Source organism: Pseudarthrobacter quantipunctorum, from assembly GCF_045291495.1.
GTDB lineage: Bacteria > Actinomycetota > Actinomycetes > Actinomycetales > Micrococcaceae > Arthrobacter > Arthrobacter quantipunctorum.
In genome coordinates this window covers 2,572,532-2,597,935 of sequence record NZ_CP148033.1, presented here as the reverse complement: position 1 = coordinate 2,597,935, position 25,404 = coordinate 2,572,532, and the positions used below count along the sequence as shown (strand labels likewise).

23 protein-coding genes are annotated in these 25,404 nt (G+C 66.6%); 19 read left to right on the top strand and 4 right to left on the bottom strand.

The genetic code is table 11. The features are described from left to right. The first annotated feature begins 24 nt into the window (after window positions 1–24). The 6 genes from kynA (at window position 25) to WHH00_RS11770 (ending at window position 7,168) form a co-directional block, all read left to right on the top strand. The gene (kynA, locus tag WHH00_RS11795) at window positions 25–879 is read left to right on the top strand and encodes a tryptophan 2,3-dioxygenase (protein ID WP_406632972.1); all 855 of its coding nucleotides are present in this window, start codon (window positions 25–27) and stop codon (window positions 877–879) included. After that, window positions 876–2,144: a kynureninase gene (kynU, locus tag WHH00_RS11790; RefSeq protein ID WP_406632970.1), complete on the top strand. Its 1,269-nt coding sequence runs from the start codon at window positions 876–878 to the stop codon at window positions 2,142–2,144. Before kynA ends, kynU begins: the two co-directional genes overlap by 4 nt. Before the next feature lie 184 nt (window positions 2,145–2,328). Next, entirely contained in the window at window positions 2,329–2,598 is a 270-nt protein-coding gene (gene rpsO, locus WHH00_RS11785) for a 30S ribosomal protein S15 (protein WP_013600532.1), read from the top strand. 242 nt (window positions 2,599–2,840) lie between these two features. Then, window positions 2,841–5,102, top strand: coding sequence for a polyribonucleotide nucleotidyltransferase (locus tag WHH00_RS11780; protein ID WP_231457784.1), 2,262 nt, complete (start codon window positions 2,841–2,843; stop codon window positions 5,100–5,102). A 125-nt stretch (window positions 5,103–5,227) separates the two neighbouring features. Further along, window positions 5,228–6,571, top strand: coding sequence for a M16 family metallopeptidase (locus tag WHH00_RS11775; protein WP_406632967.1), 1,344 nt, complete (start codon window positions 5,228–5,230; stop codon window positions 6,569–6,571). A 69-nt stretch (window positions 6,572–6,640) separates the two neighbouring features. After that, on the top strand, window positions 6,641–7,168 hold the full coding sequence (locus tag WHH00_RS11770) for a DUF1579 family protein (RefSeq protein ID WP_406632965.1): 528 nt from the start codon (window positions 6,641–6,643) through the stop codon (window positions 7,166–7,168). Window positions 7,169–7,219: 51 nt separating this feature from the next. Here WHH00_RS11770 and WHH00_RS11765 read toward each other — a convergent pair whose 3' ends face one another. The 3 genes from WHH00_RS11765 to moaA all read right to left on the bottom strand — a co-directional run bounded on the left by WHH00_RS11765 (window position 7,220) and on the right by moaA (window position 10,415). Continuing rightward, entirely contained in the window at window positions 7,220–8,947 is a 1,728-nt protein-coding gene (locus tag WHH00_RS11765) for a DUF222 domain-containing protein (protein WP_406632963.1), read from the bottom strand. Window positions 8,948–9,015: 68 nt separating this feature from the next. Then, window positions 9,016–9,282, bottom strand: a complete 267-nt coding sequence (locus tag WHH00_RS11760) for a MoaD/ThiS family protein (RefSeq protein ID WP_231456897.1) — start codon at window positions 9,280–9,282, stop codon at window positions 9,016–9,018. 5 nt (window positions 9,283–9,287) lie between these two features. Further along, window positions 9,288–10,415, bottom strand: coding sequence for a GTP 3',8-cyclase MoaA (moaA, locus tag WHH00_RS11755; protein WP_406632960.1), 1,128 nt, complete (start codon window positions 10,413–10,415; stop codon window positions 9,288–9,290). Between the two features lie 324 nt (window positions 10,416–10,739). Here moaA and WHH00_RS11750 point away from each other — a divergent pair, with 324 nt between their 5' ends. The 7 genes from WHH00_RS11750 (at window position 10,740) to WHH00_RS11720 (ending at window position 16,446) form a co-directional block, all read left to right on the top strand. Then, window positions 10,740–12,257, top strand: coding sequence for a molybdopterin-dependent oxidoreductase (locus WHH00_RS11750; RefSeq protein WP_406638580.1), 1,518 nt, complete (start codon window positions 10,740–10,742; stop codon window positions 12,255–12,257). Window positions 12,258–12,280: 23 nt separating this feature from the next. Continuing rightward, complete coding sequence (gene glp / locus WHH00_RS11745; protein ID WP_406632958.1) at window positions 12,281–13,600, top strand: gephyrin-like molybdotransferase Glp; 1,320 nt, start codon at window positions 12,281–12,283, stop codon at window positions 13,598–13,600. Continuing rightward, window positions 13,588–14,082 (top strand): cyclic pyranopterin monophosphate synthase MoaC, encoded by a 495-nt coding sequence (gene moaC, locus WHH00_RS11740; RefSeq protein WP_406632956.1) that lies wholly within the window; start codon window positions 13,588–13,590, stop codon window positions 14,080–14,082. The genes glp and moaC overlap by 13 nt, the downstream gene beginning before the upstream one ends. Beyond that, a complete protein-coding gene (locus WHH00_RS11735) occupies window positions 14,079–14,609 on the top strand; it encodes a MogA/MoaB family molybdenum cofactor biosynthesis protein (protein WP_350004632.1) in 531 nt (176 codons plus the stop codon). The genes moaC and WHH00_RS11735 overlap by 4 nt, the downstream gene beginning before the upstream one ends. Next, a complete protein-coding gene (locus WHH00_RS11730) occupies window positions 14,599–15,078 on the top strand; it encodes a molybdenum cofactor biosynthesis protein MoaE (protein ID WP_406632953.1) in 480 nt (159 codons plus the stop codon). The genes WHH00_RS11735 and WHH00_RS11730 overlap by 11 nt, the downstream gene beginning before the upstream one ends. A 114-nt stretch (window positions 15,079–15,192) precedes the next feature. Beyond that, window positions 15,193–15,963 carry a 4-hydroxy-tetrahydrodipicolinate reductase gene (gene dapB / locus WHH00_RS11725; protein WP_406632951.1) on the top strand — a complete coding sequence of 257 codons (771 nt, stop codon included), beginning with the start codon at window positions 15,193–15,195 and terminating at the stop codon, window positions 15,961–15,963. A 3-nt stretch (window positions 15,964–15,966) separates the two neighbouring features. Continuing rightward, on the top strand, window positions 15,967–16,446 hold the full coding sequence (locus WHH00_RS11720; RefSeq protein WP_231456904.1) for a hypothetical protein: 480 nt from the start codon (window positions 15,967–15,969) through the stop codon (window positions 16,444–16,446). 20 nt (window positions 16,447–16,466) lie between these two features. Here the strand turns inward: WHH00_RS11720 and WHH00_RS11715 are convergent, their stop codons facing one another. Beyond that, window positions 16,467–17,702, bottom strand: coding sequence for a heparan-alpha-glucosaminide N-acetyltransferase domain-containing protein (locus WHH00_RS11715; RefSeq protein WP_406632949.1), 1,236 nt, complete (start codon window positions 17,700–17,702; stop codon window positions 16,467–16,469). Window positions 17,703–17,788: 86 nt separating this feature from the next. On the opposite strand from WHH00_RS11715, the gene WHH00_RS11710 reads away from it, so the two are divergent. The 6 genes from WHH00_RS11710 to WHH00_RS11685 all read left to right on the top strand — a co-directional run bounded on the left by WHH00_RS11710 (window position 17,789) and on the right by WHH00_RS11685 (window position 25,341). Further along, window positions 17,789–18,163 (top strand): hypothetical protein, encoded by a 375-nt coding sequence (locus WHH00_RS11710; protein WP_406632947.1) that lies wholly within the window; start codon window positions 17,789–17,791, stop codon window positions 18,161–18,163. Between the two features lie 341 nt (window positions 18,164–18,504). Continuing rightward, on the top strand, window positions 18,505–19,413 hold the full coding sequence (gene dapA / locus WHH00_RS11705; protein ID WP_406632945.1) for a 4-hydroxy-tetrahydrodipicolinate synthase: 909 nt from the start codon (window positions 18,505–18,507) through the stop codon (window positions 19,411–19,413). Between the two features lie 41 nt (window positions 19,414–19,454). After that, window positions 19,455–21,146, top strand: a complete 1,692-nt coding sequence (locus tag WHH00_RS11700; protein WP_231456908.1) for a ribonuclease J — start codon at window positions 19,455–19,457, stop codon at window positions 21,144–21,146. A gap of 135 nt (window positions 21,147–21,281) precedes the next feature. Then, entirely contained in the window at window positions 21,282–24,197 is a 2,916-nt protein-coding gene (locus WHH00_RS11695) for a DNA translocase FtsK (protein WP_406632943.1), read from the top strand. A gap of 23 nt (window positions 24,198–24,220) precedes the next feature. After that, window positions 24,221–24,865, top strand: a complete 645-nt coding sequence (gene pgsA / locus WHH00_RS11690; RefSeq protein ID WP_406632941.1) for a CDP-diacylglycerol--glycerol-3-phosphate 3-phosphatidyltransferase — start codon at window positions 24,221–24,223, stop codon at window positions 24,863–24,865. Further along, window positions 24,862–25,341, top strand: coding sequence for a CinA family protein (locus tag WHH00_RS11685; protein WP_406632939.1), 480 nt, complete (start codon window positions 24,862–24,864; stop codon window positions 25,339–25,341). Before pgsA ends, WHH00_RS11685 begins: the two co-directional genes overlap by 4 nt. The last annotated feature ends 63 nt before the right edge of the window (window positions 25,342–25,404 follow it).

Genomic DNA, 25,404 nt, shown 5'->3' with positions numbered 1-25,404 from the left:
GCGCCACCAGGGAAAGGCAGCACCGTGTCCGTCGAAAAGAACACCCGGAAGCTGGACAAGGGCATCGTCCGCGACTTCAGCTCACGGATGAGCTACGCCTCCTACCTGCAGCTGCCAACCCTCCTCAGCGCCCAGCAACCGGTCAGCGAGCCGGAGCACCATGACGAAATGCTCTTCATCATCCAGCACCAGACCACCGAACTGTGGCTGAAGCTGGTCCTGCACGAACTGCGCAGCGCGGCGGCCTGGCTGCGGGCCGATGACCTCGGGTCGGCGCTCAAGGGCATCGCCCGGGTCAAGCACATCCAGAAAACCCTGACCGAGCAGTGGTCCGTCCTGGCCACGCTGACCCCCACCGAGTACTCCCAGTTCCGCGGCTTCCTGGGCAACTCCTCCGGCTTCCAGTCGAGCCAGTACCGGGCGGTTGAATTCGTGCTGGGCAACAAGAACCGCAAAATGCTCCCGGTGTTCGAGTCCGACCCCGAAGCGCACTCCATGCTGGAGGAACTGCTGGCAGCCCCCAGCATCTACGACGAATTCCTGGCCTACCTCGCACGGCAGGGCTTCGATGTGCCGGCGGCGGTCCTCCAGCGGGATGTGACCAAGGCCCATGAGTACACCCCGGAACTCGTGCCGCTGTTCAAGCACATCTACGAGAACGCCGCCGCCAACTGGGGCGCCTACGAGGCCTGCGAAGAACTGGTGGACCTTGAGGACAACTTCCAGCTGTGGCGGTTCCGGCACCTCCGCACCGTCCAGCGGACCATCGGCATGAAGTCGGGCACCGGCGGTTCGAGCGGCGCCGCCTTCCTGCAGAAGGCCCTTGAGCTGACGTTTTTCCCGGAATTATTCGCAGTCAGGACGGAGATCGGCCAATGAGCATCCGGCAACAGCCCGCTACACCAGGCGCAGAAGCGGCAGGAGCCTCCTTGCAGCAGCGCGCAGAAGAGCTGGACAGCCAGGATCCGCTGGCCCACTACCGCCACCACTTCATTGGCGCGGACACCCCGTTGTCCTACCTGGACGGCAACTCCCTGGGCCGGCCCCTCAAGCGGACCGCCGACGACGTCGCCGCCTTCATCCGCGACGACTGGGGAGGCCGCCTCATCCGCGGCTGGGATGAACACTGGCTCGCTATGCCCCAAGCCATCGGTGACCAGCTGGGCCGGGCAGTGCTGGGCGCTGCCCCCGGCCAGACCATCATTGCGGACTCCACCACCGTGGTGCTGTACAAGCTGATCCGTGCCGCCCTCGCCGCAGTGGCCAGCCCCGACCGCAACGAGCTGGTCCTGGACACCGAAAACTTTCCCACGGACCGCTACCTGGTGGAAGGCATAGCGCTGGAAGAGGGGCTGACCCTCCGCTGGATCCAGGCGGATCCGGCCGCCGGGGTGACCGTTGAGCAGGTGCGCGAGGCAACCGGACCGCGTACCGCCGTCGTCCTCCTCAGCCAGATCGCCTACCGTTCCGGCCACCTGGCCGACCTTCCGGCCATCACGGCGGCAGTGCACGACGCCGGCGCGCTGGTGGTGTGGGACCTGTGCCATTCCGCGGGGTCGGTGGAGATCGGGCTGGATGCGGCGGGTGTGGACTTCGCCGCCGGCTGCACCTACAAGTACCTCAACGGGGGACCGGGCTCGCCGGCTTTTGCCTACGTGAACCAGCGGCACCTGCCATCGCTCAACCAGCCCATCTGGGGGTGGATGGGGCGCAAGGACGCCTTTGAGATGGCGGCTGGATACGAGCCGGCCGCCGGGATCCGCGGATTCCTCAGCGGGACGCCGGCCATCTTCGGCATGATCGCCATGCAGGGCACCCTGGACGTGATCGAGGAGGCGTCCATGGCGGCCATCCGGGAGAAGTCGGAGAAGCTGACGGCCTTCGCCGTCGAGGTTTTCGATGCCCTGCTGGCTCCCCTCGGGGCGGAGCTGGCAACACCCCGGGACCCTGCACGGCGGGGCAGCCACATCACGGTGGATCACGCAGAGTTTACGAAGGCAACGGTGGAGGCGCTGTGGGACGGGGACGTCATTCCCGACTTCCGTGCGCCGCACGGCATCCGTGTGGGCCTCTCCCCGCTCAGCACCCGTTTCCGGGAGGTCCTGCAGGGCATGGAGGAAATACGGAACCGCCTCCAGGCATGACGAAGGCCCCCTTTCGACAAGATTAGGCAGCGGCCGGTAAACTAAACGATGGATCCGGCTGCAGTCCGTGGCGGCTGGTTCCTGTTGCGTACGGCGCTGACCGGTTTCCGGTTGCCAGCCGCGGCAGCAGACCCGGCAGTGAAGTACTGACCTGGGCCCTCACGGCACATCCCAAGGAGATATTGTGGCACTTGACGCCGCTGTAAAGCAGTCCATCATCAAGGAATACGCAACCGGCGAAGGTGACACCGGTTCACCCGAGGTCCAGGTTGCTGTCCTGACCCAGCGGATCAAGGATCTGACTGAGCACATGAAGGAGCACAAGCACGACTACCACACCCAGCGCGGTCTGCTGGCCATGGTTGGTCGTCGCAAGCGCATGCTGAGCTACCTCAAGAAGACTGACATCGCCCGCTACCGTTCGCTCATCGAGCGCCTCGGCCTGCGCCGCTAGTCACACTTTGGGGCGGCCCTTTCCCCCGTGGAACGGGCCGCCTTCTTCACCTGAATAACTAAACAGGAGGATCAACCGCATCACGCATTCGCGGTCCTCGGTAGTGATCCCCGGGAACGGCTCCCTTGAAGGCAGCCCCGGCCCGTGGGTCTCGATCGATGACCGGGTGCAGGGCCAGTAGACAGATGCTGGCTGGGTTGATGCGGCTGGACTTCCGTAAAACAGAAACGGAGGTGACTCTCTTGGAGGGTCCCGAAATCCAGTTCTCAGAAGCAGTCATTGACAACGGCCGATTCGGCAAGCGGGTTATCCGCTTTGAAACCGGCCGCCTTGCCAAGCAGGCAGCCGGCGCAGCAATGGTGTACATCGACGACGACACCGCACTGCTGTCCGCCACCACTGCCGGCAAGCACCCGCGTGAAGGCTTTGACTTCTTCCCGCTGACGGTCGACGTCGAAGAGCGCATGTACGCTGCCGGCCGCATCCCGGGTTCGTTCTTCCGCCGCGAAGGACGCCCGTCCACCGAAGCCATCCTGGCCTGCCGCCTGATGGACCGTCCGCTGCGCCCCGCCTTCATCAAGGGCCTGCGCAACGAGGTCCAGATCGTGGTCACAGTCCTGGCCATCAACCCGGATGAGCTCTACGACGTGGTGGCCATCAACGCCTCCTCCATGTCCACCCAGCTGTCCGGCCTGCCGTTCTCCGGCCCCATCGGCGGCGTCCGCGTTGCCCTCGTTGCCGACGAGAACGGTTCACAGTGGGTGGCTTTCCCCAAGCACTCCCAGCTGGAGAACTCGGTGTTCAACATGGTTGTTGCCGGCCGTGTCGCCGGTGACGACGTCGCCATCATGATGGTTGAAGCCGAAGCCACGGACAACTCCTGGAACCTCATCAAGGAACAGGGCGCCACCGCCCCCACCGAAGAGGTTGTGTCCGAGGGCCTCGAGGCTGCCAAGCCGTTCATCAAGGCACTCTGCGACGCCCAGGCGGACCTGGCAGCCCGCGCTGCCAAGCCCACCGTCGAGTTCCCGGTCTTCCTGGACTACGAGGACGACGTTTACGCCGCCGTTGAGGCCGCTGCCGCTGAGAAGCTCACCGCTGTCTTCCAGATCGCCGACAAGCAGGAGCGCGACAATGCTTCCGACGCTCTGAAGGACGAGGTCACCTCTTCCCTGGCCGGCCAGTTCGAAGGCCGCGAGAAGGAGCTGTCCGCAGCATTCCGCTCGGTCACCAAGCACGTTGTGCGCCAGCGCATCCTCAAGGACCAGATCCGCATCGACGGCCGCGGCCTGACGGACATCCGCCAGCTCACCGCCGAAGTTGAGGTCCTGCCCCGCGTCCACGGCTCGGCCATCTTCGAGCGCGGCGAGACCCAGATCATGGGTGTCACCACGCTGAACATGCTGAAGATGGAACAGCAGATCGACTCGCTGTCTCCGGTCAAGACCAAGCGTTACATGCACAACTACAACTTCCCGCCGTACTCCACCGGTGAAACCGGCCGCGTCGGTTCCCCGAAGCGCCGCGAAATCGGCCACGGTGCACTGGCAGAGCGCGCGCTCGTGCCGGTCCTGCCGTCCCGCGAGGAGTTCCCGTATGCCATCCGCCAGGTGTCTGAGGCTCTGAGCTCCAACGGTTCGACGTCGATGGGTTCCGTCTGCGCCTCCACCCTCTCGATGCTGAACGCCGGTGTGCCCCTGAAGGCCGCCGTTGCCGGTATCGCCATGGGCCTGGTGTCCGACCAGGTTGACGGCCAGACCCGCTACGCAGCCCTGACCGATATCCTCGGCGCCGAAGATGCCTTCGGCGACATGGACTTCAAGGTTGCCGGCACCTCTGAGTTCGTGACGGCCATCCAGCTGGATACCAAGCTCGACGGCATCCCCGCCTCCGTGCTGGCAGCAGCCCTGAAGCAGGCCCGCGAAGCCCGCCTGCACATCCTCGAGGTCATCGACTCGGCCATCGACACCCCGGACGAGCTCTCCGAGTTCGCACCGCGCGTGATCGCCGTCAAGATCCCCGTGGACAAGATCGGCGAGGTCATCGGCCCCAAGGGCAAGATGATCAACCAGATCCAGGAAGACACCGGCGCCGACATCTCCATCGAGGACGACGGCACGGTCTACATTGGCGCCACCAACGGTCCGTCTGCCGAGGCAGCACGCTCCGCCATCAACGCCATCGCCAACCCGCAGGTCCCGGAAATCGGTGAACGCTACCTGGGCACGGTCGTCAAGACCACCACCTTCGGTGCCTTCGTTTCGCTGACCCCGGGCAAGGACGGCCTCCTGCACATCTCCGAGCTGCGCAAGCTGGCCAACGGCAAGCGCGTGGACAACGTCGAGGATGTTGTTTCCGTCGGCCAGAAGGTCCAGGTGGAAATCACCAAGATCGACGACCGTGGAAAGCTCTCGCTTGCCCCCGTAGTTGCCGAGGAAGAAGGCGCCGCGGACGAGACCGAGCGTGCCCACGCCACGGAACCGGCTGAAGGCGCTGACGTCTAGCAATCCGCCGTGCGGGCACAGCCTGCAGGTTGAAGTATGAATCGGCGGGGCCGGTGGATGATCCACCGGCCCCGCCGCTGTTACGATGGCAGCCAGATCCCGGCTGCCCCTTTTGAAAGGCCTCAATGACTGTTGTACCCCTGCCGCTTGAGCAGAACCACCCTGGCGACACCCTGGTCCACGGTTCCGACGGCGGCTCCGAAGTCCGGCGTTCGGTGCTGCCCGGGGGAGTGCGGGTACTCACCGAGGCGATGCCCGGGCAGCGGTCGGCCACTATTGGTTTCTGGGTGGGGGTCGGTTCGCGGGATGAGGCACCGGGACAGCACGGCTCCACCCACTTCCTGGAGCACCTCCTGTTCAAGGGCACCAGGCGGCGCACCGCGCTGGAGATTGCCTCTGCCTTTGACGAGGTGGGCGGCGAGTCAAACGCTGCCACAGCCAAGGAGAGCACGTGCTACTTCGCACGGGTCCTGGATACCGACCTGCCCATGGCCATTGACGTCATCGCGGACATGATCACCGGAGCCGTCCTGGATCCTGCCGAGATGGAGCAGGAGCGCGATGTCATCCTGGAGGAAATCGCCATGGACAGCGATGACCCCACCGACGTCGCCCACGAGCATTTTGTGGCTGCCGTTCTTGGCAGCCACCCCCTCGGCCGCCCCATCGGCGGCACCCCCGACGCCATCAAGGCTGTAGCCCGCGACTCTGTGTGGGAACACTACCAGCGGTACTATCGGCCCGATGAGCTGGTCATCACGGCAGCTGGGGGACTGGACCACGACGTCGTCTGCAACCTCGTGGTGGATGCCCTCCAGTCGGCAGGCTGGTCGCTCGAGTCCGACGCCGCACCGGTGGAACGCAGGTCCACCGACCGCGCCCTCATCACGGGAACGGCTGGCCTGCACGTGGTCAAGCGGGCCGTAGAGCAGGCCAACATCATCATGGGCTGCCCCACCATCGTTGCCACGGACGAGAGGCGCTACGTCATGAGCGTCCTGAATGCCGTGCTGGGCGGCGGCATGTCCTCGCGCCTGTTCCAGGAGATCCGGGAGAAGCGCGGCCTCGTCTACTCCACCTACTCCTTTGCGTCTTCCTATGCGGATGCAGGCTATTTCGGCATGTACGCCGGGTGCACACCGTCCAAGGTCCGCCAGGTGCTGGAGCTGCTGGCTGTGGAACTGGACAAGCTCGCGGAGCACGGGATTTCCGAGGACGAGCTCCGCAAGGCCGTTGGCCAGCTGGGTGGCGGAATTGTGCTGGCGCTGGAGGACACCGGTTCCCGGATGTCCCGGCTGGGCCGGGCCGAGCTCGTCTCCGGCGAATACCAGGACATCGACGAAACGCTGCGCCTGATCAAGGCTGTCACCGCCGAACAGGTGCAGGAACTTGCGGCCGAATTGGCTGCAGCGCCGCGGACCGTGACCGTGGTGGGACCGTTCGAGGAGACCGAAACCTTCGGCTTCTGACTTCCGGGCCGCAGGCTTAGGATGAACCCCTGAGGGCAGGTCATTGCCCGGGTGAGGGGAGGACAACATATGGACCGGCCCCGAATCGATCCTGGCCACCCGGCGCTGGCGAGCCTGCTGGGACGCTGGCGGGGAACCACGCGGCTAGAGCCCGGCCCCTGGGGCCCGGAACGGTCAGTTGACGCGGAAATGACGTTCACCCTGGTTGCCGGCGGTTTGGCGGTGGTGCAGAGCTACCGACACACTGAACCCGACGGCGGCCACTTCGAAGGCCACGGCATCTTCACTGTTGACCCGGACCGCCAAGATGTTTTCTGGTACTACGTCAACAGTATGAGCCCGGCCCCGGCGGCCCCGGCGCGCTGCACCTGGCATGACGGGGTCCTCCAGGTGGAACGCCACACCGGAGCGGGTTCCACGCGCCATACCTTAAGTGTCAGCGAGGGACTCCTCTTGGACATCGCCGAACTCCGCCGGGATGACCCTTCCGGCACGGATCTCCGCGACCGTAGCGCCGCAAACGGGGCTGCGGACTCATATAAGCCCTTCATGACGTCGCGGTACCGGCGTGACCCTGGCGCACCACAGGCGGGATGACCCACGGCTGTGGCGTACTACCGGAATGCACCCCCGCGGCTCCAGTGGTGTCTATTCTCGTGTCTCGGCCACAACATGTCCCGATAACGCCAGCATCAAATAGAACTCGCCGAAATGATCCTGCGGCAGGTCGCACTCCGCTACTCCCGGGTCTTCCGGAATCTCAAATTCCGGCAGGTCAACAAGGGGAGGATCCTCGTCATCAGGCATCCCTGTATTGGCGGCATGGCCTACTGAACCTCTGCCCGGCTCGCGGACGTCAGTCATCCATGAAGAAGCCAGCCAGCCAGGCAAATGGGGTGGTTCCCAGTCCTGGTGTTCGCTTTTGTAATGCCGGCCGGTGGGTGAAGTCCAGCCGGGTGGTTCGTTTTTCGTGGCCGGTGTTGGTGTCCAGCCGGTGGTGTGGCGGAGTTTGTGGTGTTTGGGGCAAGGCTGTCCGAGGTTGCTGATCCCGGTGGTGCCGCCGTGGTGCCAGGCAAGGAGGTGGTCTGCTTCGTTATCCAGTGAACTGTTGCTGCAGCCGGGGAAGGGGCATGTGCCGTCCCGCAGCCGGAGCCAGTTCCGCATGGCTTTGGTGACCCGGTAGCTGGTCCGCCCGATCTCCAACGGGGCCCCGTCCCTCGGATTAACCAGGACACGGTGGAAGGAGTCGGCGCCGTCGGCGACGAGTTTCCGGGCCATGGACGGCGGGATGGGTCCGAAGCCGTCGAGCATGGCTGGTTCGTCGGTCAGTCCCATCAGCGAGAACACCGGCACCGTGATGAGGACCTGCGCCCGGATCGACGACGACGGGGCGGAATCTGTTGCTGCACCTGCACCTGCCCCGTCGCTGGCACGTGCACCGCCGCTGTCGCTGGCACCGTTGCCTGCAAGGACGCTTGGACTGTCACCATCAACGCGACTGCTGGCGCCGTTGACGGCGCTGGTGTCTGCAGGAACGCTGGAGCCGTCACCACTACCGCCATTGGTGCCGCTGCTGAGGATCGCTTGGGCGAATGTGTCGGCCCGTATTTGGGTGAAGGTGCGGGGTTCGTTGGGTCCTTGTGCGGCCCTGGCGAGTGCGTTGAGCCGGTTCCAGCCTGCCATGGCCTGGTGGGCGGGGAGATAGGCCGAGAGCCAGGCCATGCCGTCCTGATCCGGCCTGTATTCGACCCGCCGGTCCGCCACACCCTTGGCATGGCGCTTCTCGATGGATTCGGCGTGGTGGCGTTCCCGCCAGGTCCGGGCTTTATGCCGGAACCGGTGCGCGGGCATCTCCCCGATCGTGGCCGCGGTGGCCGGTCTTGGTGTGTCCGGGTCGAGGAAGTGGGCTTCGAGGGCTGCGGCGCCGGCGGGGTCGAGGGTGGCCGCCTCGTCCGCCATGCCCCGGGCGTGCTGCCAGGAGAGCGAACCGGCCTGCAGGGCCGAGAGTGTCAGGGGCAAGGTGGTGGTCAGCGCGTGGGATTCGGACAGGAACGCACTTGCGGCCCGCGGCCCGATGGTCAGCACTGCCCCGATCTCAGCTGCGATAGCCATCTCCCGGGCCTGCACCGGCGCCCCGGGAGGGGCCAGGGCATGGGCGGTGTCGACGTACTTCATGGCAGCCCGGGCCTTCAAACCCGCCAGTCCGGCTTCTGCTTCCTTGGCGCCGGCGAGAATGTCCAAGTTCCCATCGGCCAGCCCGGCCAACGGATCAGCAGCCGAGAACGTCTCCGAACCACACGCGTCCACCTCAGCATTGAGCACGGCAAGGGCGGCCCTGATATCCGCAAACGCCTTCACCACCGTTTCCCTGCCCATGTACTAATCATCGGGGGAGGGTCTGACAATCAGGGCTGGGCAAATGGACCGGCCGGAAAAGGCGGTCCCTAGCCCCCGGCGAAAGGAGGCAGAACGTCCACCACGTCGTCCGCTTTTAACACAACTGAGTGGTCACGCACCGCCACTTCGTTGAGCAGGAAACTGCTCCGGGACAGGATGCGGGGCAGCGGGGGAGTCCCGGCAGGAGGCTCGGGGCGCTCCATGGACCGGACGGCGTCGAGGAGGTCCGCAACGGTGGCGCCCGGCGCCAGGTCAAAGGTCTCCTCCTCGAGGCCCGCAGCAGCGCGTGCGGCAGCGAAGTAACGTACGTTCAAAGAATTCAGCCCCCGATGGCGCTCATGCTGCGGTCCGGCTGGACGAAGTCCGGAGCATCAAGTCCCACGTGGTCCATTCCGTGGGCCTTCGGCTTAAGCCACATTGCGTCCTGCCACCGCCGGGCGAGGGCTTCATCGCTTGCCCCGGTGCGCAGGAGGCCCAGCAGATCGAACTCCTCGCGGGAAAACAGGCAGCTCATGATTTTGCCCTCTGCTGTGATCCGGGTGCGGCGGCAGTCGGAACAGAAAGGTTCAGTCACGGACGCAATGATTCCAACGGTTCCCAGCACCGGACCGGACCCATGATCGGACCCTGCCGTCCGTCGTCGTACTTCAAAACGTTCTGCAGGAGCACCGTCGCGGGCGCGGGAGTCGGGGCTGAGGACAAAGTCAGCGGAGAGCAGCTGCCGGATTTCGGCAGCGGTGATCATGTTCCGCCGCGTCCAGCCATGGTCGGCGTCCAGCGGCATCTGCTCGATGAAGCGAAGCTCGTAGCCGCGGCCCAGGGCCCAATCCAGCAGGGACGGTGCCTCGGCGTCGTTGATTCCACGCATCAGCACCGCGTTGAGCTTGACCGGCCCGAGGCCCGCAGCCCACGCGGCATCCACGCCCGCCAGCACCTGGTCCAGGAACGGCCGGCGGGTCAGCTGGGTAAAGGTTTCCTCGTGCAGCGAGTCAAGGGACACGTTGATCCGGGTCAGTCCGGCAGCCTTCAGGGCGGCCGCCTTCTTCGCCAGGCCCACCCCGTTGGTGGTCATGGAGATCGGCAGGTCCGGGTGGTTGCTTCGCAGGGCGGCAATGATGTCCACGAGGTCGTGCCGGACCAGCGGTTCGCCGCCAGTCAGCCGCAGCTCGCGGACTCCCAGCTGCCCCACCCCAATGTCCACGATCCGGACGATCTCCGCAGCGGTCATCACCGCCTGCTTCGAAAGCCACTCCAGGCCTTCTGCCGGCATGCAGTAGGTGCAGCGCAGGTTGCATTTGTCAGTCAGGGACAGCCTCATGTCCGTCGCCCGGCGGCCATAACGGTCTGCCAGCCCTGCCGGCGCATCCCCCGGGCGTGCCGCCGGGACCGACGGCAGGGGCGCGTCTGCTTCCTCCCGTGGCTGCGGCATTCCTAGCTGGACACTCATGGATTCAGGCTACGCCACCTTGGGGCGCACATCACACCCGGGGTGGCGAACGCCGGAAACAGCAAGCCGGGGAACGGCGCCATGCGCAGTCCGCGAATCTAAGCTGGAGGTGTGAGCAGCTCCGAGCCAAGGCAGGCAAGGCACGACGACGGGCCGCGGCAGCCAGCGCGCGCGGAGCCTTCGCGGCTGGCGGCTTCGCAGCCGGGCCAGGCAATACCGGGTCAGGCTGTGCCAGGGCAGGCGGCGCCGGGCCCGGTGGTTCCGCAGCAGGCAATTCACGACGGCGGGCCGCGGCAGCCAGCGCGTGCGGCAGCAGCCGCCGGCGTGGTTGCCGTGGGAAGCGCCGCAGTGCTGGGGGAACTGCTGGCCGGATTCTTCAGTCCCTCGCTGTCACCCGTCACAGCTGTCGGAGGTGCCGTCGTTGATGCCGTGCCGCCGGGCGTCAAGGACTGGGCCATAACCGTATTCGGCACGGCGGACAAGGCAGCACTCCTGGTGGGCATCGCCCTGGTGATGGCCTTGGCGGCCGCCCCGGCAGGAGTCCTGGGATACCACAAGCGCTTTGCCGGCACCGCACTGATCGGCCTCTTTGGCATGGTGGGCTTGGCCGCCGTTTTGACCCGGGCCCAGGCCAGTGCCAACGCGGCAGTGCTGGCGGTGCTCACCGCCGTCGCCGCCGTACTTCTGCTGAGGTTCCTCGTCCGCAGGCTCCAGGATTGGGACGCCGGGAGGACGCCGGCGCCGGCTGCCGTACCGGCAGGCGGCGCGCCGTCGGCACGCCGCCGCTTCCTCCAGGCGTTGGCCGGGGGAGCGGCGTTCACTGCGGCAGGAGGCCTGCTGGCGGGAGCCTGGCGGGGTGCTGCAGCCATTGCCAGCGAGGCCAGGAGCCGCGTGGCGCTGCCGGTTCCAGCATCCCCGGCGCCGGCCATACCGGCGGCGGCGGAGGCCAAGGTCGACGGCCTGCAGCCGCTGGTCACGCCCAACAAAGACTTCTACCGGATCGACACCGCCCTGGCAGTCCCCGCCGTGGACCCTGCCACGTGGGTTCTCAAAGTCACCGGACTGGTGGACCGGGAGGTGGAACTGACCTTCGCCGATCTCCTGGCCAAACCCCTGACCGAACGCCACACCACCATTGCCTGCGTGTCCAACAACGTGGGCGGAGACCTGATCGGCAATGCCCGCTGGCTGGGCTGGCCGGTGCGCGAACTGCTGGCACTGGCCGGGCCCTTGGCCGATGCGGACATGGTGTTGTCAAAGAGTGCCGACGGCTGGACTGCCGGCACGCCGCTTGAGGTACTCGGCGACGGCAGGGACGCCCTGCTTGCCGTCGCCATGAACGGCGAACCGCTGCCCCTGGAGCACGGATTCCCTGTCAGGCTGGTAGTGCCCGGCCTGTACGGGTACGTGTCCGCCACCAAATGGGTCACGGAGCTGAAAGTCACCCGGTTCGCGGATGACGCCGCCTACTGGACGCCCCGGGGCTGGTCCGAGCGCGGACCCATCAAGACCTCCTCGAGGATCGACGTGCCGCGGAACGGCCGTCCAGTGAAGGCCGGAACAGTAGTGTTCGGCGGCGTGGCGTGGGCACAGCACACAGGTATTGGAAAAGTGGAACTGCGGCTGAACCGCGGACCGTGGCAGCAGGCGCACCTGGCAGAAGGCATCTCGGTGGACACGTGGTACCAGTGGAAACTCGGCGTGGAGCTGACGGAGGGCCAGTATGAAGTCCAGGTCCGTGCCACGGACCTTGCGGGACAGGTCCAGGACGAACGGAGCCGGCCGGTTGTCCCGGACGGAGCCACCGGCCTCCACACGATTAGAGTGGACGTGACACCCTGAACGCTCGAACTGAAGGCGGAACCATGGCCAGCCCGCAACCGCATGGAACGCCTGCAGCACCGGCAGCGCACGGGACGGAGCACCCGCGGCAGCACGCAGACGCACAGCACGCTGACGCAAAGCACCAGGCGAGGTCCGTGGCCGAGCACGCAGCAGCCGTTACTGCACTGTTGGAGCCTTTGCGGGCCGGGCACCGGACGGAAACGCTGCCCTTGGCCCGTGCCCTGGGCCGCGGTCTGGTGGCGGACGTGCGTGCGCCCATCAGCCTGCCGCCCTTCGTCAACTCCCAAATGGACGGCTATGCCATCCGTTCAATCGACGTGCCCGACGGCGGTGCAGAGCTGGGCATTATGCCTCCCGTTCCAGCGGGCGCAAGCCCTGGAGCACTGCAACCCGGCATGGCTGCGCCGATCATGACGGGAGCGATGCTCCCCTCGGGGGCCGACGCCGTCGTCCCTATCGAGCGGGCCGTTCCGGACCGCTTCCTGCCAGCCACCGCCCAGCCAAAGGAAGACGCCACCGTCTGGCTGCCACCCGCGGCGGCAGGCACGTTTGTCCGGGCGGCAGGAAGCGACGTCCAGGCCGGCGGGACGGCCCTGGCTGCGGGCACCTTCCTTGGCCCGGCCCAGCTGGGGCTCCTGGCCGCGCTGGGCCTGCCGGAGGTGACCGTTTTCCAGGCCGTGACAGTCCTGCTGGTCACCACGGGTGACGAAGTGGTGGAGCCCGGCCGTGAGCTTCCGCCCGGCAAGATCTTCGACTCCAACGGGACGCTCCTGGAAGCCGCCATGGAACAGGCAGGACTGCAGGTCCGCCGCGCCGGCATCGCCACGGACAACCCGGACCGGCTCAGGACGCTGCTGAGGGAAGAGGGCGCGGGAGCCGACCTGATCGTGACCACCGGCGGGGTCAGCAAGGGCGCCTACGAAGTGGTCCGGCAGGCCATGGCGGACCAGCCGGTCGAGTTCCTGCACGTGGCCATGCAGCCGGGCGGTCCGCAGGGGATCGGCACCTTCGAAGGCCGGCCCTTCCTCGGGTTCCCCGGCAACCCGGTGAGCTGCCTGGTGTCGTTTGAAATGTTCCTCCGCCCCGTCCTTGCCGGCCTGCTGGGCGCCCCGGCGCCCCGCCTGCCGGTCCGCGCCCGGCTCAGCCAGCCGCTGACCTCACCCGGGCACAAACACCAGGTCCGCCGTGGCAGCCTTGGGGCGGATGGAACCGTGGAGTTGCAGGGCGGGGAAAGCTCGCACCTGATGCATGCGCTCGCCGGCTCCAATGTGCTGGTCCATGTTCCGGAAGGAGTGGCCGCGCTCGCGGCAGGGGCGGAGGTGGAAGTATGGATGCTGTGAATGCAGAACAGACCCCGGCCGCGCTGACGCACCTGCGCCAGGACGGCAGCGCCCAGATGGTGGATGTATCCGCCAAAGCCGAAACCACCCGTGAGGCCACCGCCACCGCCACGCTCCGCACCACCGCCGAGGTGATGGGCCTGCTGGGCTCGGGCGGCCTGCCCAAGGGGGACGCCCTGGCCGTGGCACGGGTTGCCGGGATCATGGCCGCCAAGAAAACCCCTGAACTGATTCCGCTGTGCCATCCGCTTCCCCTGTCCAAGGTCACCGTGGACTTCGAGCTGGCAGCGGACTCCGTTTCCATCCTCGCCACGGTCAAGACCCGCGGCGTTACCGGCGTGGAGATGGAAGCACTTACTGCTGCCTCCGTTGCCGCGCTGAGCGTGTACGACATGGTCAAGGCAGTGGACAAGCATGCCGTCCTCACCGACATCAAGGTGCTGGCCAAAAGCGGCGGCAAGAGCGGGGACTGGACACTGTGAGCAGCCCCGGCACTTTGAATGCCCCCGAGCCGCACCGCCACGGCGACGTGCAGGGCCGCAAGGCCGGCGTCGTTATTGCTTCCACCCGTGCAGCGGCCGGGATCTACGACGACGAAACCGGTCCCGTGATCACCGACTGGCTCACCGAACACGGCTTTGACGTGTTCCCCGCCATGGTGGTCCCCGATGGCGAGCCGGTAGGTGCAGCCATCCGCGCCCTCCTGACCCAGCGCCCCGCCGTCGTCATCACCAGCGGCGGCACGGGCCTCAGCCCGGACGACCGGACCCCCGACGTCACCCTGCCCCTGCTGGACCGCGAGATTCCCGGCATCATGGAGGCGGTCCGCCGTGCCGGAGCCGCGAAAACCCCGCTGGCGGCCCTCAGCCGCGGCTATGCCGGTGCGGCTGGAAGCACGTTCATCATCAACCTGCCCGGATCACCGAAGGGCGTCATGGACGGGCTGACAGTCCTTGACCCGGTAATCGGGCACCTTTGCGACCAGCTGGAAGGCGGACATGGGCACTGAAGCAGCTTTCGAGGTAGTCAACGCGGTCCTGAGCGCGGAACCCATCTCGGTGGACCAGGCCATTGCTGCGGTGGAAAGTGACACCGCAGGCGCGGTAGTCAGTTTCAGCGGCGTGGTGCGCAACCACGACGACGGCAAGGCAGTTGAGCGGCTGAGCTACAGCGCGCACCCCACGGCCCACCAAGTGATGGCCGACGTCGTTGCCCGCCTTGCGGCCGAGCAGCAGGCCCAACGGGATGGCGGCGCCACCGGCCCATCCCCACAGCCCGTCCGGATCTGGGCGGCGCACCGGATCGGCATGCTGGAAATCGGTGATCCCGCGCTGGTGTGCGCCGTGTCCGCGGCCCATCGCGGGCAGGCCTTTGCCGTGTGTTCGGAACTGGTGGACAGGATCAAGGAGCAGGTGCCCATCTGGAAGGAACAGTTCTTCGTTGACGGCACTGTTGAATGGGTGGGTGCCGGCAGCTGACGCTGCTGCTCCGGCTGGTGGATCATCGAAGGGGTGACACCCGCCCTGTTCCTGCGAGGTAATGCACAGTCCCTGGTTCCTCCGCGTCAAGGCCCCGCCGGTAGGGTTAAGGCCATGACCGAACAACTCCCTGCTCCCATGCCAGTTGCCGTGCTGGGCGCGAACGGGCGCATGGGCGCCGAAGCCGTTAAAGCCATTGAAGCAGCGACAGACATGAAGCTCGTGGCGGCCCTGGGCCGGGGCGATTCGCTGGACCGGATCACCGCCGCCGGCGCGCAGTATGTTGTGGACCTGACCGTGCCGGAAAGCACCGAAGCGAACGTCCGCTTCGCCGTCGAGCATGGTATCCACGCCGTAGTGGGCACCACCGGCTGGGATGCAGAGCGCCTGTCCGGGCTGAAAGGCCTGCTGGCAAACCACCCGGAAACGGGCGTCCTGATTGCTCCGAACTTTGCCCTGGGTTCCGTGCTCGCTTCAGCCTTTGCGGCCAAGGCATCCAAGTACTTTGAATCCGTGGAGATCATCGAGCTCCATCACCCGGACAAGGTGGATGCCCCCTCCGGTACCGCGGTCCGCACGGCGCAGCTGATCGCGGCAGAACGCAACGCCGCAGAGATTCCGCCGAGCCCGGACGCCACCACCTCTGAGCTGGCAGGAGCACGGGGCTGCAAGGTTGACGGCGTGCGCGTCCATAGTGTGCGCCTCCGGGGACTGGTGGCACACCAGGAAGTCCTGCTGGGCGGTTCCGGCGAGCAGCTGACCCTGCGCCACGACTCCTTTGACCGCGCTTCCTTCATGCCCGGCGTGCTCCTTGGCCTGCGCAACGTGGCTGCCCACCCCGGACTGACGGTGGGCCTGGACGGCTACCTGGACCTGGGGCTCTAGGCCATGGGCGCACTGCTGGCCGGGTTCCGGAAGAACCGCACCAAGATCTGGGTTGGGGCGGTAACCCTTTTGCTGGTCTTCTACCTGGTGGTGTCCTTCCAGCGTTCCATCCTTCTCCTGACGGACAGCAACCTGGCGGCCCAGGCGATCGGGGCTGCCTATCTGGTGCTTCCGGTCATCGGCGCCTGGGCGCTGATCAGGGAACTGATGTTCGGGGCCCGGACCGAGCAGATGGCAAAGGTCCTGGAGGCCGAGGGCGGCCTGCCGGTGGATGAACTGCCCAGGACGCCTGCCGGCCGGATTGTCCGCTCGGCAGCGGATGCCGAGTTCGAGAAGTACAAGGCCGAGGCCGAGGCTGCCCCGGACGACTGGCGTTCCTGGTTCCGGCTGAGCTGCGCCTATGACGCCGCTGGGGACCGCAAGCGTGCCCGGGCCTCCATGCGTGACGCCGTCAGGCTCTTCCAGGGCAACGCCCCCGCCTAGGGTTCGGTAACGCCAGGCCCTTACCGGACAGCCCTGACGTTTCCCCGGCCCACCTGGTTTGCCGCGTGCCCCAGCCACTCGAGAGGGCCGCGCCACTTCAACAGCACGAACACCATGCCCACGATGACGGCAGTGGCAGCCTGGGCAAAGTACATCCCGTCCTCGGTCCAGCCGGCGGGCAGGGGCTTGAGGTAGAACCCGGAGACCACCCACACGTGGACCGTGTACAGGGTCAGGGTCATTGCACCCGCACCCCGCAACGGCAGCAGCAGGTCCAGGTCCACCCACTCGGCCAGCCGGCCCAGCAGGAGGCATGCGCCAATCACTGCCACGGCCACGGCGGACGTGTGCAGCAGGTCAAGTGTCGTTGCCGAGTGCGGCGCCGCGGACGCCAGCCACCACCACGAACCCTCCTGTGGAATGCCCGTCAGGTTGACCTGCAGAACGCTGCCCAACGGATAGCCGGGGGAATTGAGGACGTCCTCCAGGGCAGCGCGGCCGCCCCAGCTTTCCATCGCGGTGACGCCCAGGGTTTTGGCCAGGACGGCAACCACCGAACCGGCCACCAGGAGGACCACCGGAAGCATCGCCCTGGCCAGCACCAGCCTGCCAACAATGAGCCCTACCAGCAGGTAAGAGAGCCACTGGAACACGGGGTAATAGCCAGTGAAGAACAGGTCAGCCAGCAGCCGTGACGGGGTGGCAAGGTCCTCCCAGGACGGGTTGTGGCCCAGCTTGAGCGGAGGCTCGGCAGCCAGGAGCCACGGGCGCAGCAGGTATGCCAGGACGGGGGAGCCCAGGATCCAGCCGCCCGCCCAGGCGCAGAGCCGCTTCAGCCCCATGCCCAGGAAGGGCAGGACGCACAGGAACAGCACGGCGTAGTGGACCAGGATGATGGCAAGGTTGACTTCCAGCCCGCCCAAAGTCAGTCCGACGGCGGCAATCACCAGGGCTCGCAGAGCGATGCCGCGGCGGGCGGCGGAGAGGTCCGGGCCCTGCAGCGGCCTGTGCTTTCCCGTGGACAAGGCCAGGCCCACCCCTGCCAGGACGGCGAACAGCGCCGCCGCCCTTCCCGAAAACGTGAGGCCGATCCAGGTGGGGGTCAGCTCGGCGTTGGATTCGAAGGTGGGGAGCAGATGGGTGGCCATCATTCCCAGCAGGGCGAGACCACGGGCCGCGTCGATGCCGTGGAGGCGCCCCGTGACGGGCTGCCCGCCGGATTTCCGGGACGTTCTGGCCGCATTACGGGACGTCATGACCAGATCGTCTCACACCTGCCTGTGCCGGACCTGCCGGCACGACATCCTTGTATTCGAATATATGTTCGAATAAGATTGCCGCCATGTACACTCCATCATCCGTAAGCCCTGCGGATCAGCCCGGCACTGCCGGGCTTGCAAGGGCCATGAGTCCGGGGGTCGTTGACTACCTCTTCCGTCAGCTGGTGGCCGGCCGGCCGCCCGAGGATGTCCAGTGGCAGCGGGAGGGCATCAGCCTCGCCGCCCAGCCGGAGGGCGCAGAGCTGGCGCGGCGCCTCGCCGAGACAGACATCGATGCCCTCACACCCGTAGAGCTCTTCCATTACGTCAGGGCCGCCCAGCGGCTGTCGTCCTGGGCCGAGGACCTGCGCCAGGCCGCCGTCGGACGGTATTGCCACCCGCCGGAGTGCCAGGCGCCGGCGGAGGCAGCCCGCCCTGCCCGGCACTCCGCCTCCTGACCTGCGGCAGCTCAGGGCACCAAGGTCGGCGGTGCATCGTTTCCTGACAGCCGGTGTATCCGCTTCCTGACCGCCGGCTGCTCCGGTCGTGGTTCGGCGGCGCATCGCTTCCTTGCCGCCGGCAGCTCAGGTTGCCAGGTTTGCCGGCCGCGGGCTTTCCGGCAGTGGGCTTTGCGGCCGGGAGGCCCGGCGGCCGTGCCAGGGGAGGCAGTCGGTGCCCGGAAAATGGTGGACGGTGGGGGCGCCGCCAGCGGGTCGGAGGCGAAGCCAGTCGGTTATTTGACGTGCATCACGCCCCTGGCATTGTCCTAACCAGCCGCGGACAGGGTAACGTTTTTTCCATGGCTGACACATCCGCGCATCTCCCTGCCCTTGGTACTCTTCTGACCGCCATGGTCACACCGTTCACCAAGGACGGCGCAGTGGATTATGAGCAGGCCGCAGCCCTGGCCAGCAAGCTGGTGGACGACGGCTGCGACGGCCTGGTGGTCACCGGAACCACAGGCGAAACCTCTACCCTCACCGACGAGGAAAACCTCGGCATGTTCCGCGCCGTCAAGGACGCGGTCGGCGGCCGGGCTGCGATCATCGCCGGCACGGGCACCAATGACACCGCCCACTCGGTCCACCTGTCCCAGCAGGCAGCAGCCCTCGGCGTCGACGGCCTCCTCCTGGTGACGCCTTACTACAACAAGCCAAGCCAGGCCGGTGTCCGCGCGCACTTCGAAACCGTCGCCAACGCCGTGGACGTACCCGTCATGCTGTACGACATTCCCGGCCGCTCCTCCATCCCCATCGAGCCCGACACCATGATCCGGCTTGCGCAGCACCCGAACATCGTGGCTGTAAAGGATGCCAAGGCCGACTTCGTCGCTGCCGCCCGCGTCATGGCCGAGACGGACCTCCTGTTCTATTCCGGAGACGACGGACTGACCCTTCCGTGGATGGCCCTGGGCGCCGTCGGACTCGTGGGCGTAACGACGCACGTGGCGACGCGCCGCTTCCGTGAGCTCATCGACGCCGTCAACGCGAACGACCTCAGCACCGCCCGGAAGATCAACTTTGAACTCCTGCCCGTAGTACGCGCCACCATGACGCGGGTCCAAGGGGCCGTTGCGGCCAAGCAGATTCTTAAATGGCAGGGAGTCCTGCCCAACTCGATTGTCCGTTTGCCCCTCGTGGAGCCGGACGAAGCCGAGATCGAAACCATCCGCGGGGATTTGGCGGAAGCGGGGCTGGTCTTTTCCTGAGGAGTAAGACCAGCACCCTTCCGCCTGGAAAGTAGTGCAATATGACCCAAACTGCCCTTACCGGCCTTGTCACCCCTCCCCGCCTGCCGCAGGGAACGCTCCGGATTGTTCCGCTGGGCGGACTGGGGGAGATCGGCCGGAACATGGCCGTGTTCGAGATCGACGGCAAGCTGCTGATCGTGGACTGCGGCGTCCTCTTCCCCGAGGAAACCCAGCCCGGCGTTGACCTGATCCTGCCCGATTTCTCCTACATCGAGGACCGGCTGGACGACGTCGTGGCCGTGGTGCTTACCCACGGACACGAAGACCACATCGGAGCCGTTCCGTACCTGCTCCGGCGCCGCAACGACATCCCGCTTGTGGGCTCCCAGCTCACCCTCGCCCTGATCGAGGCGAAACTGCAGGAGCACCGCATCCGGCCTTACACGCTCACGGTTGAGGAAGGGCAGGTGGAGAAGTTCGGCCCCTTCGAATGTGAGTTCGTGGCCGTCAACCACTCCATTCCCGACGCCCTGGCGGTGTTCATCCGGACAGCCGGCGGCACTGTGCTGCACACCGGCGACTTCAAGATGGACCAGCTTCCGCTGGATGGACGCATCACGGACCTCCGCCACTTCGCCAAGCTCGGCGAGGAAGGCGTGGACCTCTTTATGTCCGACTCCACCAATGCGGACGTCCCGGGATTCACCACTGCCGAAAAGGAAATCGGCCCCACGCTGGAACGTCTTTTCGGCCAGGCCACCAAGCGCATCATTGTCGCCTCCTTCTCCTCGCACGTGCACCGGGTCCAGCAGGTCCTGGACGCAGCCGCCAAGCACAACCGCAAAGTGGCCTTCGTGGGCCGCTCCATGGTCCGCAACATGGCCATTGCCGAAAAACTTGGCTACCTGGATGTCCCGGCGGGCCTCATCGTCGACATCAAGAACATCGACAACTTGCCGGACAACCGCGTGGTGCTGATGTCCACCGGTTCCCAGGGCGAGCCCATGGCCGCCCTGTCCCGGATGGCCAACGGTGACCACCGGGTGGTGGTGGGCGACGGCGACACCGTCATCCTCGCCTCGAGCCTCATCCCCGGCAACGAGAACGCCGTCTTCCGGATCATCAACGGGCTGCTGAAGCTGGGCGCCGACGTGATCCACAAGGGCAACGCCAAGGTGCACGTCTCCGGCCACGCCGCGGCGGGGGAGCTCCTGTACTGCTACAACATCCTCGAGCCGCTGAACGCCATGCCGGTGCACGGTGAAACCCGCCACCTCATCGCCAACGGCAAGATCGCCATCGAGTCCGGCGTTCCCGAAGCAAGCGTCATCCTCGCCGACAACGGCACGGTCATCGACCTCAAGGACCACCGGGCTGACGTGGTGGGACAGGTGGAAGTCGGCTTCATCTACGTGGACGGCTCCAGCGTGGGCGAGATCACCGACGCCGACCTCAAGGACCGCCGGATCCTCGGTGACGAAGGGTTCATCTCCATCATCACGGTCATCCACCGGGCCACCGGCAAGGTGGTGTCCGGGCCGGAGATCCACGCCCGCGGCGTGGCAGAAGATGATTCCGTCTTCGACGACATCATCCCCAAGATCAACGCCGCGCTGGAGGAAGCCGTCCTCAACCACGCGGACCACACCAGCCACCAGCTCCAGCAGGTGGTCCGCCGCGTGGTGGGCACCTGGGTCAACCGCAAGCTGCGCCGCAAGCCCATGATCATTCCCGTGGTGCTCGAGGCCTAACATCGGCCGCCTGTACCGGCCCGCGCTCCCGTTCCCAACGGGACCGCGGGCCGGCGGCGTTTAAGGGCCGTAAACCGGGGACCGGCGGCACCTAAATCCCCGGGAATCCGGCCCAACTCGGGTACCGTGGCTACTATGGCCACTCGTACTACTTCCGCGCCCAATGGATCCAGCAGGGGCCGCGCCGGCAGCAAAACCGGCAGCTCCTCCGGCCGCGGCGCTGGTTCTGCGGCCGCCAAATCCGGGCGTGGCGGCGGCTCCTCCAGCACTGCCCGCACCCGCCAGTTACCCGCCGTCGAGCACCATCGGCCGTGGCTGCTGCGCGTGGTGGGCGGGGCGTGGCTGGGCCTCGGCCATCTGGTGGGCGGCGGCGTTCGGCGCATCGGCCATGATGTCAGCGACCTGCCGGCAGAGGACCGCCGGGACGGTGCGGCCCTGTTTAACCTGGCACTCGGGATCTTCATCGCCACCTTCGCCTGGTGGGGCCTGACGGGCTGGTTCCCGGACGCCGTGTATGCCGTGGTCAACGGGACATTCGGCTGGATCTCCCTGCTGCTTCCGCTCATGCTGTTTGTCTGCGCGTTCCGGCTCTTCCGCCAGCCATCCGACGGCCGTGGCAACAACAGGGTTGGCATCGGCTTCCTGATCATGACGTTCGCGGGCTGCGGGCTGGCGCACATCCTGGGCGGGGAGCCCACCGTTGCCCAGGGTTTTGACGGGCTCCGCCAGGCGGGTGGAATGCTCGGGTTCCTTGCCGCCTCGCCCCTGGCCGCCATCCATTCGGCTGTCCCTTTGGTGCTCTACTCCCTGCTGGCGTTCGTCTCTCTGCTGATCATCACCGCCACCCCGTTCACTGCGATCCCGCGGAGGCTGCATGCCGCCTACGAACACCTCATGGGCATCGACCTGCTGGATGAGCAGGACCGGGACAAGCATGACCGCAGCTACCTGGAACGGACCCCGGCGGCCGCGCCCCCCAAGAACGCCAGGAAGAAGAAGCGGCGCTTCTTTGGCAAGGATGAGGAGGACAGCGACGCCGGCCTGGAAGGCTACGTGGGCGACGAAGCCTTCGAGCATGCAGTGATCGACGACGACGACGCAAAGGGAGGCGCGGAGCCGCGCCCGGCACCTGGTGTCCGCCGCCCCACCCAGGCGGAAATCGCCGTCGAAAAGATCAAGGCAGCCCAGGGACTGGGCGCAGGCGCCCCCGCATCCCCAGGGGAAAACGCCACCGAAGCCATTCCCATGATCACCCCCGGCATGGCCCCGCCTGCGGCGAAGCCGGCGGCCGCGCCCACCGTGCCTTCCAATCCCGTGGCACCCGCGCCGCCGCCGGTTCCCATCCCGCAGCGCACCGAGCAGCTGTCCCTCGCAGGCGACGTCACCTACACGCTCCCGGCCTCTGACTACCTGACCCCCGGATCCATCCCGAAGGAGCGCACGGAAGCGAACGACGCCGTCGTCGCAGCCCTGACGGACACCCTCCAGCAGTTCAACGTTGACGCCACGGTCACCGGCTTCAGCCGCGGCCCCACCGTGACCCGGTACGAGATCGAGCTGGCCCCGGGAACCAAGGTGGAACGGGTCACCGCCCTGTCCAAGAACATTTCCTACGCCGTGGCGTCCAGCGACGTGCGCATCCTCAGCCCCATCCCGGGCAAGTCTGCCATCGGCATCGAAATCCCCAACACCGACCGCGAAACCGTCTCCCTGGGCGACGTCCTCCGCAGCCAGAACGCCCGCCGGACGGACCACCCCATGGTGATGGGCGTGGGCAAGGACGTGGAAGGCGGCTACGTGGTGGCCAACCTCGCCAAGATGCCCCACCTGCTGGTGGCCGGTGCCACCGGTGCCGGTAAATCATCTTTTGTGAACTCGATGATCACCTCCATCCTGATGCGCGCCACCCCCGATGAGGTGCGCATGGTCATGGTGGACCCCAAGCGCGTGGAACTCACGGCATACGAGGGCGTCCCGCACCTTATCACCCCCATCATCACCAACCCGAAGAAGGCCGCCGAGGCGCTCCAGTGGGTTGTCCGCGAGATGGACGCCCGCTATGACGACCTCGCCAACTACGGCTTCAAGCACATCGACGACTTCAACAAGGCTGTCCGCGCCGGCAAGGTCCAGCCGCCGGTGGACTCCAAGCGCGTCATCCGCCCCTACCCGTACCTGCTGGTGATCGTGGACGAGCTCGCCGACCTGATGATGGTGGCTCCGAGAGATGTTGAAGACTCGATTGTCCGCATCACCCAGCTCGCCCGGGCGGCCGGCATCCACCTGGTCCTCGCAACCCAGCGGCCGTCCGTGGATGTGGTGACCGGCCTCATCAAGGCGAACGTGCCCTCGCGCATGGCCTTCGCCACTTCCTCGGTCACCGACTCCCGGGTGGTCCTGGACCAGCCCGGGGCCGAAAAGCTTATCGGCCAGGGTGACGCCCTGTTCCTGCCCATGGGGGCCTCCAAGGCGATGCGCGTCCAGGGCGCGTGGGTCACCGAATCCGAAATCCACAAGGTGGTCGAGCACGTCAAGGGACAGCTCCAGGCCACCTACCGCGACGACGTCGCTGCGGAAGCGCCGAAGAAGCAGATCGACGACGACATCGGGGACGACCTCGAGGTCCTGCTGCAGGCCACCGAACTGGTGGTCACCACGCAGTTCGGCTCGACGTCGATGCTGCAGCGGAAGCTGCGCGTCGGCTTCGCCAAGGCCGGCCGCCTGATGGACCTGCTGGAATCACGGGGCGTGGTTGGTCCCTCCGAAGGCTCCAAGGCCCGGGACGTCCTGGTGAAACCGGACGACCTCGCGCCCGTCCTTGCCGCCATGAAGGGCCAGGAAGCCCCGGCAGCACCAGACTCGCAGACCGCCGCGCTGAGCGAGAACGCCAACGCCAACATCGCCCAGGGCGGCTACGCCGAAGACCTGGTGGCTGCGGACCTGGACCAGCGGAAGCAGAACGTCGAATATTACGACGGCTCGGATTCCCCGCCCGGCGGCTATGACGACGAAGACGGCTCCGAGGACGCCTGGTCCCTGACCGGGCGCTAGCCCGGGGACTGTAGCCTAGGAACGTGACTAGCACCGATGCAACCGCCGCCGGCCCGGGCCGTGCCGGGGTCTGGAACCTTCCCAACATCCTGACCATGATCCGCATCGCGCTGGTGCCGTTTTTTGTCTGGTTCCTCATCGCGGACGCCCCGGGGCTGCGCAGTGAGGCAGGCGTGTGGCGCTGGGCAGCGGTCCTTACGTTCGCCGTCGCCATCTACACGGACAAGCTCGACGGCGACATCGCCAGGAGCCGGAACCTCGTGACTGACTTCGGCAAGATCGCTGATCCCATCGCCGATAAGCTCCTTATCGGTTCGGCGCTGGTGATGCTGTCGGTGCTCAGCGAACTTCCATGGTGGGTTACCGTCCTGATCCTGGTCCGGGAATGGGGCGTCACCGCCCTGCGCTTCTTTGTGATCCGCTACGGCGTTATCCCGGCCTCCCGCGGCGGCAAGCTCAAGACCGTTGTCCAGACCGCGGCGATCTTCCTCTACCTCCTGCCGCTTGGTTCTTTTGCCCCGTGGCTGGTGTGGGTGGCGTTCGCGGTGATGATGGCCGCCGTGGTGATCACGGTGTGGACGGGCGTGGAGTACGTAGTGGAGGCGCTGCGGATCCGGGCAAAGGGAAAGCTGCAGGCACGCAGCGATAAAGGCCAGGAGCCCGCATGACCAATCTCCACCATCTGTCCGCTGAGGCGGTCCGCCAGGCGCTCGACGCGGGGCGGACCGTGGCCACAGCCGAATCATTGACCGCCGGCATGGTGTCCGCCGTCCTTGCCGATACCCCCGGCGCCTCCGGCATCCTGCAGGGCGGGGTGGTTGCGTACCAAAACTCCGTCAAGGAAAGGGTCCTGGATGTCCCGCCAGTGCTGCTGGCGCGGGCCGGATCCGTGGACCCGGACGTCGCGGCGGCCATGGCGGCAGGAGCCCGGACCGTCCTCGGGGCTGACATCGGCGTCTCCACCACCGGCGTTGCCGGACCCGAAGCGCACGACGGAAAGCCCGTCGGCACCGTCTACATCGGCATAGCCACCGCAGCCGGGACTTCGGCCTTCGAATACGCCTTCTCGGGAAGCCGTGCCGAGATCCGCGGACAGGCGTGCGGTGCGGCCTTGGAAAGGCTCCTCGAAGCGCTGTCCGGGTAGGGCCTGCCGCCCCGAAGTTACTGGGAGTAAAGTTGGCGGGAACAAAAGCCGGTACCGATTAGT

Coding starts and splice junctions, on each gene's coding strand:
- WHH00_RS11695 (WP_406632943.1), top strand. CDS start 21,282: ATGGCCACTCGTACTACTTCCGCGCCCAATGGATCCAGCAGGGGCCGC.
- WHH00_RS11765 (WP_406632963.1), bottom strand. CDS start 8,947: ATGGGCAGGGAAACGGTGGTGAAGGCGTTTGCGGATATCAGGGCCGCC.
- dapB (WP_406632951.1), top strand. CDS start 15,193: ATGACCGAACAACTCCCTGCTCCCATGCCAGTTGCCGTGCTGGGCGCG.
- WHH00_RS11700 (WP_231456908.1), top strand. CDS start 19,455: ATGACCCAAACTGCCCTTACCGGCCTTGTCACCCCTCCCCGCCTGCCG.
- dapA (WP_406632945.1), top strand. CDS start 18,505: ATGGCTGACACATCCGCGCATCTCCCTGCCCTTGGTACTCTTCTGACC.
- kynU (WP_406632970.1), top strand. CDS start 876: ATGAGCATCCGGCAACAGCCCGCTACACCAGGCGCAGAAGCGGCAGGA.
- glp (WP_406632958.1), top strand. CDS start 12,281: ATGGCCAGCCCGCAACCGCATGGAACGCCTGCAGCACCGGCAGCGCAC.
- WHH00_RS11685 (WP_406632939.1), top strand. CDS start 24,862: ATGACCAATCTCCACCATCTGTCCGCTGAGGCGGTCCGCCAGGCGCTC.
- WHH00_RS11730 (WP_406632953.1), top strand. CDS start 14,599: ATGGGCACTGAAGCAGCTTTCGAGGTAGTCAACGCGGTCCTGAGCGCG.
- WHH00_RS11775 (WP_406632967.1), top strand. CDS start 5,228: ATGACTGTTGTACCCCTGCCGCTTGAGCAGAACCACCCTGGCGACACC.
- moaA (WP_406632960.1), bottom strand. CDS start 10,415: ATGAGTGTCCAGCTAGGAATGCCGCAGCCACGGGAGGAAGCAGACGCG.
- WHH00_RS11770 (WP_406632965.1), top strand. CDS start 6,641: ATGGACCGGCCCCGAATCGATCCTGGCCACCCGGCGCTGGCGAGCCTG.
- WHH00_RS11715 (WP_406632949.1), bottom strand. CDS start 17,702: ATGACGTCCCGTAATGCGGCCAGAACGTCCCGGAAATCCGGCGGGCAG.
- WHH00_RS11720 (WP_231456904.1), top strand. CDS start 15,967: ATGGGCGCACTGCTGGCCGGGTTCCGGAAGAACCGCACCAAGATCTGG.
- moaC (WP_406632956.1), top strand. CDS start 13,588: ATGGATGCTGTGAATGCAGAACAGACCCCGGCCGCGCTGACGCACCTG.
- WHH00_RS11710 (WP_406632947.1), top strand. CDS start 17,789: ATGTACACTCCATCATCCGTAAGCCCTGCGGATCAGCCCGGCACTGCC.